Source organism: Methylobacterium durans (genome assembly GCF_003173715.1).
Lineage (GTDB): Bacteria > Pseudomonadota > Alphaproteobacteria > Rhizobiales > Beijerinckiaceae > Methylobacterium > Methylobacterium durans.
In genome coordinates this window covers 2,712,171-2,725,531 of sequence record NZ_CP029550.1, presented here as the reverse complement: position 1 = coordinate 2,725,531, position 13,361 = coordinate 2,712,171, and the positions used below count along the sequence as shown (strand labels likewise).

Below are 13,361 nucleotides of genomic sequence, written 5' to 3'. Positions count from 1 at the left end.
GGGGCGAAGTGCCCCGAAGGCGGGCCCTGGACACGACGCCCGACTTTCGCCCAACTGGACCGCGAGGAACGCGGTCAGCCGGGCGCCCCGTCGAGGGACGGCCGCTTCAGGTTTCGTTAACCCCGTCACGCGAGCGTCCCGCGACCATGCCGATCGCCTCGCCCCTCCTCCGCCGCGCGCTTCTCGCCCTAAGCCTGCCGGCCGCCGGCCTCCTCGCCGGGCCGGCTCACGCCCACCCGCATGTCTGGGTCGTCGCGAAGGCCGAGATCGACTACGCGGAGGGCGGCAGGGTCACGGGCATCCGCCACGCCTGGACCTTCGACGCGTCCTACTCCGCCTTCATCACGCAGGGTCTCGACAAGAACGGCGACGGCAAGCTGACGCCGGACGAGCTCGCCGGGCTCGCTGCCGAGAACACCGCGAACCTCGCCGAATTCGGCTACTTCACGAAGCTGAAGGTGGCGGGCAAGGAGCAGGCCTTCGCCGAGCCCGCCGAGCCACGCATGGCGGTGGAGGGCGGCGCCCTCACCCTGAGCTTCCTGCTGCCCCTGAAGAGCCCGGCGCCGCAGGGCCGCGGCGTCGTGGCGCTCGAGGTCTACGACCCGGCCTACTTCGTCTCGTTCAGCCTCGCGGAGGGCGCCGACGCCGCGCGCCTCGCCGGCGCGCCGGGGGCTGCGCCGCCACCGTCACGCGCCCGAAGCCCGCCGAGGCCAAGACCGCGGACGCCGCCAAGCCCGGCATGACGGAGGCTTTCTTCGAGGCGCTCACCGCCGCCTCGAATTACGGCGTGCAATTCGCCAACCGCGTGATCGTGGCCTGCCCGTGAGCCCGCCCGCCGTCCTCGCCGCCACCGGGCCCGCGCGCGTCCCGGGGGCCCGGCTCGGGGCCCGCCTCGCCCTCGCCGCGGGGGCCGTGGCCCTCGCGTCCCTGCTGCTGGCCGGGCTGATGTGGCTCGTGGCGCCCGGTCTCGCGGCGCCGCCGCCCCGCTCGCCCTTCGGCATGGGTCTGCGCGAGGCGGCCCCCGCAGCCACCGGCCTCGGCGGCTGGCTCCTCGCGGTGCAGGGAAGCTTCTCGCGCAGCCTCCAGGCAGCGGTCGCCGCATTCCGGAGCGAGGGCGGATCCTGGCCCATCGTCGCACTCGGCTTCGCCTACGGCGTGTTCCACGCCGCCGGGCCCGGCCACGGCAAGGCGGTGATCGCGGGCTACATCGTGGCGGGCGAGCGGGCGCTGCTGCGGGGCTTCGCGCTCAGCTTCGCCGCCGCGCTCCTCCAGGCGCTCGTGGCGATCCTCATCGTGACGGTCGGGATCTTCCTCCTCAACACCACCGCCGCGGGCATGAGCCGGGCCGGCAGCGTGATCGAGACCGTGAGCTTCGCCCTCGTCGCCCTCGTCGGTCTCGCGCTGACGTGGCGCAAGGCCGGTCGCCTCGCCGCCCTCGGCACGCCGGCCGCCGCCTGCGGGCCGGATTGCGGGCACCTCCACCTCACCGACGCGGAGCGCGTCAGCCGGCTCCGCACCTGGCGGGAGCGGGCGGGCGTCGTGCTGGCGGCGGGCTCGCGCCCCTGCGCGGGGGCGATCCTCATCCTCGTCTTCGCCGCCTCGCAGGGTATGCTCGGCGCCGGCATCCTCGCCACCCTCGCCATGGCGCTCGGCACCGCCCTGACGACGGGGGCGCTGGCGAGCCTTGCGGTCTTCGCCAAGGCGCTCGCCCTGCGCCTCGCCGGCGGGCGCGGACAGGCGGGCCCGGTGGCGGTGGCGGGCCTCGAACTCCTCGCCGCCGCCTTCGTGCTCGCACTCGGAGCCGCGATGCTCGCCGGCCTCGCCGCCGGGCCGGGCGCCTGAGGGCCGCGGGAACAGGCCCCTCGCCAAACGCCGTCCCGCCGTGCCAGTCTCGATCGGAGGAGGCGCGGGCATGAGCGCAGGCTTCGAGCATATCCTGAACTGGCGGCTGCTGCCGGGCTCCCACGCCTTTCCGGGGCCGGACGGCGGCACCTGCATCAACGAGGCGGCGATCGTGGCGGCCGGACTGCCCTACCGGTCCGTCACCGCCTCCTCCGACCTTCCGCCCTGCTTCTCGCGGCCGCTCGCGGCCTACGCGCTCGGTCTCAACGACGCGATGCCCGACGCCGAGCGGCCGCGCCTGATGGCCTTCGTGCTGCGCCTGTCGGGCTCGGCCGACACGGAAGCTGTGGAAGCGGAGCGCACCCGCTTCCTCGCCCGCGAGAGCATCCGCCGCATCCTGCCCCCGCTCCTCGACCGGGCCGCCATGCCCGACCTCGCGGCCCGCTGCGAGGGCGCGGACGACCTTCAGGCGGCGCTCGCCGCGGCGCGCGCGGCCGCGTGGCGGGGCGGGACGGCGGCCGAGGCGGCGGCCCGGCGCCGCGCCTGGATGGCGGGGGCGCTCGCGGCCTCTGTCGGGCGCGCCGCCACGGCGTCGATCGCGGCGGCGGAAGATGCGCGCTGCGCGGCCGAGGTGGCGGAGGGCGCGGCGCCCTTCGCGCCGGGCACCTGGGGGCACGCCGCCGCGATCCTCGACGAGGCGCTCGGCATCGGTCGCCGGGCGCCGTCGGTCGATGTCATCCGGGCGCGCGACCGGCTCGACGCCGCGAGAGCCGGACGCGCGGCGGCGCGAGCCTGAACCCGCAAGGCGGCCCGCGGGTTTCTCCCGCGGTCAGGCGGGCGCCCGAGCGGACGGCCCGCGCCTCACGCATGCCGGCAGGAAGCCATGTCCCCGAAAGCAACCGCCCTCGTCCTCGCCCTCCTCGCCGCCGGCACGGCGGGCGCGCTCGCGCAATCCGGCGCTCCGGCGGATCCGGCTCAGGCCGCCCGCGAGAAGGAATGCGGCGCCAAGGCCGACGAGAATGCCATGCAGGGCACGCTGCGCGAGACCTTCATGACCGAGTGCATCGCCGGCGAGAAGGTGAGCGAGCCGAAGGCGGGCGACAAGACGTAGAGCATCTTCCGCTGAAGCGGGTGCCGGTTCGGCGCGAGAGAATGCTTCCCACTCAGATAGCTGGAGCCCTCACGCCAGCGCCGGCTCGGCCGCGAGGTCGAGTTCCACGCTCCCGCAATTGTCGAGCCACTGCCCCGTCAGGTGGAAGAAGAAGGTCCCGTGCCCGACGACCGCGATGGTGCGCTCCGGGCGCGCGCTGAGCCAGGCGCGGAATTCGAGGACGCGGGCGTCGAACAGGTGGCGCGGCTCGACATGAATGCCGTCCGCGTTCGGCTCCCCGTCCGCGTGCCACCAGATCTCGGGCAGGTGACCGACCTGCAGGTGCGGGAACTCCGCCGCGATCTGCGAGGCGGCGCGGCCGACGTCGCAGCTGCTCTCCTGGCACTCCCGGTGCAGGACCTCGACGAGGATCCGGGGTGAGGCCGGGTGTTCCCCGAACAGGCCCATCGTCGTCTCGATCGCCCGCGTCAGGGGGGACGTGACCACGAGATCGAAGGGGATGTCGCGCAGGCGCCCGCGGGCCGCTCGCACCTGCCCGTGGCCGCGCTCGGTCAGCCGCGCGTCGGTGTGGAGCGGGTCGCGGCCGGTCGCCCGGTGGGCGGCGTTGAAGGTCGATTCGCCGTGGCGGATGCAGACGATGCGGGTCGGAGCGGTCATGGGTTCTCGGGTCGGGTCCAGTTCGCCAGGACCGTCGCGGTGGTGACGGTCTCGACCTGTTGGCCGTAGCGCGACCGGTACAGGGTGAGGAGGGCGTCGTGCGCCTCGTCGGAGGAGGAGCAGAGCGCATCGGTGACGATCACGACGCGGTAGCCGTGATCGACCGCGCCGAGAACCGTGCTGAGAACGCACACATCGGTCTCGCCCCCCGTCACCACAAGTGTGTCGATCCCGCGCGCCTGCAGGCGGGCGTCGAGGGCCCCGTCCACCCAGGGGGAGTAGAGCGTCTTGTCGAAGATCTCGCCGGGCGGCACGTGGCGGGCGAGTTCGGGCAGGAGCTCGATCAATCCCGGATCGAGCCGCTCCCGCGTCATGCTCGCCCAGCGCTCGTAGTACCGTGCCCAGGTTCCGCGGCCCTCGCCCGGATGGGCGGCCGGAATGAAACGGGTGAACAGCGTGCGGGGGGCCTGAGCCTCGACGAGCCGGGCGACGTTCGGCCGGACGCGGTCCATCCAGGGTGTGTGCCAGTCCGTCTCCTCCGCGAACATTCCCTGCATGTCGACGCACAGGTGCAGGCAGGTTGCGCCCAAGTTTCCGTGGCGCAGTTTATCGTCATCCAACGCAATCATGGCTGTTTTTTCTTGGAATGGGACGCCGATAACGGCGAGACCGCATCGATGTTCCGCGCGGTCGACGACCTACGGGATACAAGATCGGAAGCTGCACAGTCCGATACTCGTCGTGATCGACTGAAAATTGGTCTCCGACAAAGCTGGAAGCCCCCGGCGATCTGAGCTATGGAAGCAAGTGGAACGCGGTGCGTTCCGGCTCCGGTGCGCCGCGAGCGCCCGACCGGACACGACGCTGAGGCGCGAGCGAGAGAGTATCCGTGAGCGAGCGAGCGAACGAATCCGGGCCGACCGAAGACGCCGACGACGCGGTCGCCGAGAGCACCGCGCCGATGATCGTCGGCATCGGCGCCACGAGCGCCGCGATCGAGTCCGTCGACCGCTTCTTCGGGCATCTCGGCGAGAGCGGCAACCTCGCCTACGTCATCGTCCTGCAGCAGCGGGAGGCGGCCGAGCCGGAGCGCGTGCTGCGCGAGATCCACGCCTCGCCGCTTCTCACCCTCGCGGCGATCGTCGACGGCGCCCCCATCGAGGCCGACCACGTCTACCTCGCCGATGCCGGGACCATCCTGGCGGTGCGCGAGGGCCGCTTCAGCGTGGCGGCCGTCGAGGCCGATTCCGCCGAGCGCGGCTCGATCGACAGCTTCCTCGTCTCGCTGGCCGAGGACCAGAACGAGCGCGCGGTCGCGGTCATTCTCGACGGAACCGGCAGCGACGGGACGCTCGGCGCCACCGCCGTGAAGGAGCGGGGCGGATTGACGCTGGCCGAGCAGCGCGTGGACGACCGCGACACCGGCATCACCACGAGTAGCGCCGCGGCGGCGATCGTCGATTTCGTGATGCGGCCCGAGCAGATGCCGGAGCACATCGCGACCTATGCGGGGCATCTCGAGCGCATCACCCGGTCGCGCTCCGCCGGCGCGCTCCGTCAGACGGTCACGCGCAACCTCACACGCATCGCCGCGGTGCTGCGCAACAAGACCGGCCACGATTTCCACGGCTACAAGCAGAACACCTTCCTGCGTCGGGTCCAGCGGCGGATGCTCGTCGCCCAGGCGGATTCGATCGAGGGCTACATCGACTTCCTGCGCTCCGACCCGGCCGAGGTGCAGCACCTCTTCAACGACCTCCTGATCGGCGTGACCCAGTTCTTCCGGGATGCGGGCGAGTTCGAGTTCCTCGAAACTGAGGTCGTGCCGAAGCTGTTTGCCGGCAAGGGTCCGGGGGACCAGGTCCGTATCTGGGTTCTCGGCTGCGCGACGGGCGAGGAGGCCTATTCCATCGCGATCCTTCTGCGCGAGCACATGGCCAAGCTCGACTTGGTGCCGCAGGTACAGATCTTCGCCACCGACATCGACGGCCGGGCTTTGGCCGCGGCCCGCGTCGGCCGCTACACCGAGACCATCGCGCAGACCATGAGCCGGGAACGGCTCGCCCGCTGGTTCGTGCGGGAGGGCAACACCTACTGTGTCGTCAAGGAGTTGCGGGAGATGTGCATCTTCTCCCAGCACAGCGTGATCAAGGACGCGCCCTTCTCGCGCCTCGACCTCGTCTCCTGCCGCAACCTCTTGATCTACCTCAACAACGACCTGCAGAACCGGGTCATTCCCCTGTTCCACTTCGCCCTGCGCCCAGGCGGCTACCTGTTCCTCGGCAATTCCGAGAACGTCACCCGCCACAACAAGATCTTCGTGCCGGCAGACCGGCGCTACCGGATCTTTCGCCGGCTCGACAGCGTCACCCGCGTCCTGCCCGATTTCCCCCTAGCGGCGTCGAGCGATCGGAATGGGCCCGCGGCCGAGAAGGACGTGCGCACCCGCGAGGTCACCGGCACCCTGACGCGACGGGCGGAGCAGGTCGCCGAGCGCTACGCCCCGGCCTACGTGATCACGGATTCGGCCTACGAGGTGCTGCACTTCTCCGGCCGGACCGGGCACTATCTCGCGCCCTCGCCGGGCGCGGCGAGCCTCAACCTCCTCAATCTCGCGCACCGCGACCTGCGCCTCGACCTGCGGGCAGCCCTCCACAAAGCGGAGGCCGAGGGCAAGCCGGTGAAGGCCGAACGCATCCAGATCGGGCTGAACGGGCATCGTCGGGTGGTCACCTTGGTCGTCGAGCCGATCCGCCTGAGCCCGGACGACGCGACGAGCTACGTGGTCCTGTTCCAGGACGGCGAGATCCTGGAGGGCGACGAGGCCGCCGAGCCTGCACCGAACTTCGTCCGCGACGAGCACGTGCAGCGCCTCGAAGCGGAACTGCGCCTCACCCGCGAGCGCCTGCAGGCGACGATCGAGGAACTGGAGAGCACGAACGAGGAGCTGAAATCCTCGAACGAGGAATACCAGTCCGTCAACGAGGAGTTGCAATCGGCCAACGAGGAGTTGGAGACCTCGAAGGAGGAGCTGCAATCGACGAACGAGGAATTGCAGACCGTCAACAGCGAGCTGGGCCACCGCGTCAACGAGCTCGACCGGGCGAACAGCGACCTCAAGAACCTGCTCGAGAGCACGCAGATCGCGACCGTGTTCCTCGACAATAACTTCTGCGTGAAGAGTTTCACGCCGTCAGTCGTCGAGATCTTCCACCTGATCGAGAGCGACCTCGGCCGGCCGATCACCCACATCGCGCCGCTCATCGCGTACCAGGACCTTCAGGATGATATCCGGCGCGTCCTGCGCACGCTCGGCACCATCGAACGAGAGGTGGAAAATCCGAGTTCGGGCGCGCGCTATCTCGTACGTGTGCTACCTTACAGAAACATCGACAACTTCATCGCCGGCGTGGTGATGACCTTCCTCGACATCACGGCAGCCGCGCGGGCCGAGCGCGCCCTCAAGGAGACGCAGGAGCGGTACCACCACATGGAGCGGGCCGTGCCCGCCTTCCTGTTCACGATGACGCCGGAGGTCCAGTGCGATTACGTGCACCCGCGCTTCTACGAGTACACCGGCTTGGAGGACGGAAGGGCACTCGGCCAGGGTTGGACATCGGCGGTCCATCCGGAGGACCGGGAGGCGACGGACGCCGCCTGGGCCAAGGCAGGCGAGAGCGGCCGCTCCTTCGAGGTGGAGTTGCGGTTCCGCGACCGGAAGGGCCACTATCGCTGGTTCACCACGCGCGCCGAGGCCATGCGCGACGCCGACGGCACGATCGTGAAGTGGTTCGGCTCCTGCACGGACACGCACGAGCGGCGCCGCGCCGAGGATCGCCAGCGCCTCCTCCTCGCCGAGTTGCAGCACCGGGTGAAGAACATCCTGGCCGTGGTGCGCTCGCTCGCCAAGCGCACCGCCGAGAGCACCGCGACCCTGGACGGGTTCCTGGCCCATTTCGACGGGCGCATCGGCGCTCTTGCGCGGACCCAGAACATCCTGACCCGCACGGCCGATTCGAGCATCGACTTGGCCGAACTGATCGGCGACGAAGTCATCCACCACGCGGCCCGCGACGGCGCGCAGGTCTCCCTCTCGGGCCCCGGCGTGCGCCTGCGCCAGAAGGCCGCCGAGACCCTGGGGCTCGCTCTCCACGAACTCGTGACGAACGCGATCAAGTACGGCGCGCTCACCGGCCCGGACGGGCACGTGACGATCTCTTGGCGTGCCTTCGGCCAGGACGGCGACCGGCGCCTCCTGCTCGAGTGGCGCGAGAGCGGGGTCCGGATGTTGGATACCGGCCCGGCCCGGCGCGGCTTCGGCCGCGAGCTGATCGAGGACGGCCTCACCTACGAGCTCGGCGCGACGACCGCCCTCGAATTCTCGCCCGGCGGCGTCCGCTGCGTGATCGAGATGCCCTTGAGTGATTCCGCCGAGGCGGTCCTCATCGAGGTCGAAGCCCACGCGGCGGACGAAGCTGGGGGTTGAGCGATGGCGGATTCAGGCGACGCTGCCTTGCTCTCTGGCCGCCGCGTGCTGGTGGTCGAGGACCAGTACATCCTGGCCTGCGACATCGCTCAGGCCCTGGGCGCGCAGGGCGCGCAGGTGGTCGGGCCGGCACCGAACCTGGAGCGCGCTCTCAGTCTCAGCCGGACGCAGGCCGTCGACATCGCGATCCTCGATATCAACCTGCCCGGCGAGGACGTCTACCGTCTCGCCGAGGAACTCATGCGCAAGGATGTGCCCATCGTGTTCGCGACGGGTGTCGACGAGGGGATCCTGCCGCCGACCTTCAGCGGTGTGCCGCGCGTAGAGAAGCCGTTCCGGGCGGCCGATCTGATGCGGGCGGTGGCGAGGCTGATCGACCGGCCCGGAGGTCGGCTCTCGTGATCGCGGCCCGGGATGAGACCCTCTCGGCTCCGATCGAGCCGCTCGCCCGTCGCATCGAGGCGCTGGCCGCGTTCCCGTCCGGCGTCATGGAACCCCTCCGCGAGACGCTGGCCGGCCTCGGCCTGCGCGCGCGGTCCGCTCCCCCCCGCACCGGCCTCGCGGGCGCCGAGGGTCCGGCGGGCGCGCCCCTCCTCGTCGGGGCGGGATGGGGCGCGCGCCAGCGCATCCTCGCCGACGGGCGCAGGCAGATCCTCGGCTTCGTGCTGCCCGGCGACGTGATCGGGGTCGATCCGCACCGCGCGCCCCTGCGCTACGCCGCCGCCGTGAGCTTGACCGCCATGGTCGTGGCGGATGCCGAGCCGCTCCGGACGATGGGCCTCGCGCTGCCGAGCCGGGACGCGCCGCTGGCCCGGGCCCTGCGCGCCCTCGCCGCCGCCGAGGAGGCGCTCCTCTCCCATCAGGTGACGCGGCTCGGCCGGCAGACCGCCTACGAGCGCGTCGGCCCTCTCTTCCTCGAACTGCGCGAGCGGCTGTGCCTCGCAGGGGTCGAGAAGGGCGACAGCTTCACCCTGCCTGTCACGCAGGAGATCCTGGCCGACACGCTGGGCCTCAGCATCGTCCACACCAACCGGACGATCCAGCAATTGCGCCGCGACGGCCTCGTCCGCATCACCGGAACGCAGGTGACCCTCGTCGAGCCGAAGAGCCTCGCCGGCCTGACCGATTACGTCCCGCTCGCGACGATGCTGGGCCGCTCCTGAGGCTGCCCTCCGGCGCTCAGGCGAAACGGCCGCCCCGCTGGATCACCTCGATCTTGTAGCCGTCCGGATCCGTCGCGAAGAAGAACTTGGCGAGCGGCGTATCGCCGTGCTTCAGCTCCTTCACCGGAGTGGCGGGCAGGCCCTCCTTCGCGAAGCGGGCGTGCTCGGCCTCCACGTCGTCGACGACCACGGCGATGTGGCCGTACCCGTCGCCGAGGTTGTAGGGTTCGCTGCGCCCCTTGTTGACCGTCAGCTCGAGCTCGAACGGCGAGGCGGGATCGCGCAGGTAGATCAGGGTGAAGTCGGGAAAATCGAACCGGTCGGCGACTTCGAGGCCGAAGGCGCGGGCGTAGTAGTCGCGCGATCGCGCCTCGTCGAGGATGCGGACCATGCTGTGGACGGGCTTGGACATGTGCGGGAAACGCCTCTCTCTGAACGGCCCACCCGTATCTGGCGGCCATCGCCGATCCGGCGAGCCCCTTACGCTTCGCAACGGAGCGTCAACCGGCGCGAGCCTATCCCAATCGTGACCCACCACGCGGCAGGATCCCGGATGCCAGCTCCCCCGGCCCTCGACCCCACGCCACCCGGAGACGCGGCCCTGCGGGAGGCGGTGCGGGCCTGGGCGGACGGGCTCAGCCGCGAGCGCCGGATGGCGCGCAACACGGTCGAGGCCTACGAGCGCGACCTGCGCCAGTTCCTGCTCCATCTCGATGCGCGGCGCGGTACGCCCCGCATCCCCGACCTCGTCGCGCTGAAGCCGCGCGACGTGCGCGCCTTCATGGCGGCGCGGCGGGCGGAGGGCATCGGCGGACGCTCCCTGATGCGGGCGCTCGCCGGCGTGCGTTCCTTCGCCCGCTACTTGGAGCGCGAGGGCCACGGCACCGTGGCCGCCCTCGGCGCCGTGCGCTCGCCCAAGGTCGAGCGGCGCCTGCCCCGCCCGCTCGGGGTCGCGGCCGCTCGCGCGATGACGCGGACCGACCTGCGGGAAGGCGAGGACCGCGAGCCCTGGATCCTCGCCCGGGACGCCGCGGTGCTGGCGCTCCTCTACGGGGCGGGCCTGCGCATCTCGGAGGCGCTCGGGATCGCCCGCAAGGACGCGCCCCTGACCGGGATCGACGCCGTCACGGTGACGGGCAAGGGCGGCAAGGTCCGCATGGTCCCGGTCCTGCCCGTGGTGGCCGAGGCGGTGGCGGCGTACCTCAAGGCCTGCCCCTACACCCTCGACCCGGACGACGCGCTCTTCGTCGGCGCCCGCGGCGGCCCGCTCTCCCCCGCGTCATCCAGTACGCCGTGGCCGCCATGCGGGGCGCCCTCGGCCTGCCGGACAGCGCCACGCCGCATGCCCTGCGCCACTCCTTCGCGACGCATCTCCTCGCCCGCCGGGGAGAGCTGCGGGCGATCCAGGAGCTGCTCGGTCACGCCTCGCTCTCGACGACGCAGCTCTACACGAAGCTCGACGCCGCACGATTGATGAGCGCCTTCGACGCGGCTCATCCCCGGGCCGCTCAGCGCCCGTGACTCAAATTATCCTCCGTTGATTACGAAGAGACCGAAACTGGACTGCTTTGTTTCAGTCCGACGAAAATTTCATCGCGCGAAGCCGGGTGGACGCAACGGAAATTCAAGTTAAGGGCCCGCACACCTTTCCCGAGCTACGATCTGCCGGAAACGACCTTCGAGCCGACGGATTGCCATGCCGGACTCCCACCCCGCGCCGCGTGCCCCGGAGACGGGCACAGCGACCGTCCTCATCGCGGATGCCGATGCCGGCCGCCGGACGAGCCTCGCCGCGATCGTTCGGCGGTTCGATCCGGCCGCCACGATCGTCGAGGCGAAATCGGGCGAGGATCTCATCGACGCCGTCCTGACGCACCGGCCGGCCCTCGGCTTCGTCGGCCTGCAGCTCGACGGCCTGAGCGGACCGGAGGCGGTGGCCCTCGCCCGCAAGCGCGGCGCGACGCTGCCCTGCCTCGTCCTCGTCGCGGCCCGCGTCTTCCCGCAATGGCAGGAGCTTGCCCAGAGCCTCAACGCCTACGAGGTCCTGAAGACGCCTCTCGACCCCGAGCACATCGAGAACCTGCTGCGGGCGAATGCCCGTCGCCGGCAGCCGACCTCGGTGCTCTTGGCCTCCTCCTCGGAGGCCGGGCGCGGCATGATCGGGCGCGTGCTGACGCGCAGCGGCTTCAACCTCGCGGTCGATGAGACCGACAGCGGACGGCACGCTCTGAAGCTCCTGCGGATGGGGTCCTACGCGCTGGCCTTCATCGACGCCAATCTCGCGGGGCTCGACGGGCTCGAACTGGCCTGCCAAGTCCAGCCCCTCAAGCTGCCGACGCAACTGACCCTGATGACGAGCGGCGACCCAGAGCCGATCGCCCATGCGGCGCGCTTCTTCGGCGTGTCGTTCGTACTGAAGATGCCGTTCTACGCGCGCGACATCGACCTCGCGCTGCACCACGCGCTCGGCCTGCGCCGCCCCTATCTCCTCAACGCGCAGACCGCCGCGCCCGCGCCGACCGCGCTCCTGCGGGTCGCCGACTTCGTCCCGGCCCGGCGCAGCGCCTGAGGAGCGCCGTCAGATGTGAAGCGCGCGCTTGCCGACGGCGAGCGCCGCCTCCTTGACCGCCTCCGTGAGGGTCGGGTGCGCGTGGCAGGTGCGCGCGACGTCCTCCGCGCTCGCGCCGAACTCCATCGCGACCGCGACCTCGGCGATGAGGTTGCCTGCATCCGCCCCGACGATGTGGACGCCCAGCACCCGGTCGGTGTCGGCGTCGGCCAGGATCTTCACGAAGCCGTCGGTGGTGTGGTTCACCTTCGCGCGGCCGTTCGCCGTGAAGGGGAACTTGCCCGCATTGTAGCGGATGCCCTCCTTCTTCAGCTCCTCCTCGGTCCGGCCGACCGAGGCCACCTCCGGGAAGGTGTAGACCACGTTCGGGATCACCCCGTAATTCACGTGGCCCGACTGGCCGGCCAGGATCTCGGCGACCGCGACGCCCTCGTCCTCCGCCTTGTGGGCGAGCATCGGCCCTGCGATCACGTCGCCGATCGCGTAGATGCCGGTGACGTTGGTGGCGTACTGGCTGTCCGTCTGGATGCGGCCCTTGTTGTCGGTCTGGACGCCGACCGTCTCCAGCCCGAGCCCGTCCGTGAAGGGAACGCGGCCGATGGCGACGAGGACGACGTCGGCCTGGATCTTCTCGGCCTCGCCACCCGCAGCCGGCTCGACGGTGACGGTGGCGCCGCCCTTCTTGCCCACTTCGACGCCGGTGACCTTCGCCGACAGCTTGAAGGTGATGCCCTGCTTGCCAAGGATCCGCTGGAACTGCTTGCCGACCTCGCCGTCCATGCCCGGCAGCACCCGGTCGAGATACTCGACCACCACGACCTCGGAGCCGAGCCGGCGCCAGACCGAGCCGAGTTCGAGCCCGATCACGCCTGCGCCGATCACGACGAGCTTCTTCGGTACGCTTTCCAGTTCGAGCGCGCCCGTGGAGGAGACGACGACCCTCTCGTCGATGCTGACCCCGGGCAGCTTCGCCACGTCCGAGCCCGTGGCGATGACCACGTTCTTGGTCTCGAGGAGTTGGTTGCCGCCATCCTCGGCGATCACCTCGACGCGGCCGGCGCCGGCGAGGCGGCCGGTGCCGTGATAGGTGTCGACGCCGTTCTTCTTGAGCAGGAACTCGACGCCCTTGGTGTTGCCGGCGACGCCCTCGTCCTTGAAGGCCATCATCTTCGTGAGGTCGAGCTTCGGCTCGCCGACGATCACGCCGAGATCGGCGAAGTGCTTGCCCGCCTCCTGGAACGCCTCGGAGGCGTGGAGCAGCGCCTTCGAGGGAATGCAGCCGACGTTGAGGCAGGTGCCGCCATGGGTCGCCCGCTTCTCCACGACCGCCGTCTTCAGCCCGAGCTGGGCCGCCCGGATGGCGCAGACATAGCCCCCGGGGCCGGTGCCGATGACGACGAGATCGTAGCTGCTCATGGTATGCGGTCTTCCTTCCGGCATCTCGGGCTCGATGGCACGCCGCAGCTATCCTTGCGGCCCAGCGATGCCGGACACCTCGTCTTCCGGATCGGCGCGCGTCCCTCGTGACCCCGA

11 protein-coding genes and 2 pseudogenes are annotated in these 13,361 nt (G+C 70.8%); 9 read left to right on the top strand and 4 right to left on the bottom strand.

Annotated features, from left to right (window positions below):
• Positions 1-146: 146 nt before the first annotated feature.
• The 4 genes and pseudogenes from DK389_RS12490 (at position 147) to DK389_RS12475 (ending at position 2,953) form a co-directional block, all read left to right on the top strand.
• Positions 147-826: pseudogene (locus tag DK389_RS12490) on the top strand (DUF1007 family protein).
• Positions 823-1,842 (top strand): nickel/cobalt transporter, encoded by a 1,020-nt coding sequence (locus DK389_RS12485; RefSeq protein WP_109889975.1) that lies wholly within the window; start codon positions 823-825, stop codon positions 1,840-1,842. Before DK389_RS12490 ends, DK389_RS12485 begins: the two are co-directional and overlap by 4 nt.
• 70 nt (positions 1,843-1,912) lie before the next feature.
• Positions 1,913-2,638, top strand: a complete 726-nt coding sequence (locus tag DK389_RS12480; protein WP_109889973.1) for a hypothetical protein — start codon at positions 1,913-1,915, stop codon at positions 2,636-2,638.
• 87 nt (positions 2,639-2,725) lie between these two features.
• The gene (locus tag DK389_RS12475) at positions 2,726-2,953 is read left to right on the top strand and encodes a PsiF family protein (RefSeq protein WP_109889971.1); all 228 of its coding nucleotides are present in this window, start codon (positions 2,726-2,728) and stop codon (positions 2,951-2,953) included.
• A 69-nt stretch (positions 2,954-3,022) separates the two neighbouring features.
• Here the strand turns inward: DK389_RS12475 and DK389_RS12470 are convergent, their stop codons facing one another.
• Together DK389_RS12470 and DK389_RS12465 are read right to left on the bottom strand one after the other, a co-directional pair.
• On the bottom strand, positions 3,023-3,610 hold the full coding sequence (locus DK389_RS12470) for a histidine phosphatase family protein (protein ID WP_109889969.1): 588 nt from the start codon (positions 3,608-3,610) through the stop codon (positions 3,023-3,025).
• Entirely contained in the window at positions 3,607-4,239 is a 633-nt protein-coding gene (locus DK389_RS12465; RefSeq protein ID WP_418292029.1) for a cysteine hydrolase family protein, read from the bottom strand. Before DK389_RS12465 ends, DK389_RS12470 begins: the two co-directional genes overlap by 4 nt.
• Before the next feature lie 332 nt (positions 4,240-4,571).
• On the opposite strand from DK389_RS12465, the gene DK389_RS12460 reads away from it, so the two are divergent.
• Genes DK389_RS12460 through DK389_RS12450 form a run of 3 tightly spaced genes read left to right on the top strand, consistent with a single transcriptional unit; the run spans position 4,572 to position 9,259 of the window.
• Complete coding sequence (locus DK389_RS12460; RefSeq protein ID WP_418292058.1) at positions 4,572-8,096, top strand: CheR family methyltransferase; 3,525 nt, start codon at positions 4,572-4,574, stop codon at positions 8,094-8,096.
• A 27-nt stretch (positions 8,097-8,123) separates the two neighbouring features.
• Positions 8,124-8,498, top strand: coding sequence for a response regulator (locus DK389_RS12455; RefSeq protein WP_236960831.1), 375 nt, complete (start codon positions 8,124-8,126; stop codon positions 8,496-8,498).
• A complete protein-coding gene (locus tag DK389_RS12450) occupies positions 8,495-9,259 on the top strand; it encodes a Crp/Fnr family transcriptional regulator (RefSeq protein ID WP_109889964.1) in 765 nt (254 codons plus the stop codon). The genes DK389_RS12455 and DK389_RS12450 overlap by 4 nt, the downstream gene beginning before the upstream one ends.
• Before the next feature lie 16 nt (positions 9,260-9,275).
• Here the strand turns inward: DK389_RS12450 and DK389_RS12445 are convergent, their stop codons facing one another.
• Complete coding sequence (locus DK389_RS12445; RefSeq protein ID WP_109889962.1) at positions 9,276-9,671, bottom strand: VOC family protein; 396 nt, start codon at positions 9,669-9,671, stop codon at positions 9,276-9,278.
• A 141-nt stretch (positions 9,672-9,812) separates the two neighbouring features.
• On the opposite strand from DK389_RS12445, the pseudogene DK389_RS12440 reads away from it, so the two are divergent.
• Both DK389_RS12440 and DK389_RS12435 read left to right on the top strand, forming a co-directional pair.
• Positions 9,813-10,780, top strand: a pseudogene (locus tag DK389_RS12440) (tyrosine recombinase XerC).
• Between the two features lie 175 nt (positions 10,781-10,955).
• Positions 10,956-11,828 (top strand): response regulator, encoded by an 873-nt coding sequence (locus tag DK389_RS12435; RefSeq protein WP_109889958.1) that lies wholly within the window; start codon positions 10,956-10,958, stop codon positions 11,826-11,828.
• Between the two features lie 9 nt (positions 11,829-11,837).
• Here the strand turns inward: DK389_RS12435 and lpdA are convergent, their stop codons facing one another.
• The gene (gene lpdA / locus DK389_RS12430) at positions 11,838-13,244 is read right to left on the bottom strand and encodes a dihydrolipoyl dehydrogenase (protein ID WP_109889956.1); all 1,407 of its coding nucleotides are present in this window, start codon (positions 13,242-13,244) and stop codon (positions 11,838-11,840) included.
• Positions 13,245-13,361: the final 117 nt, after the last annotated feature.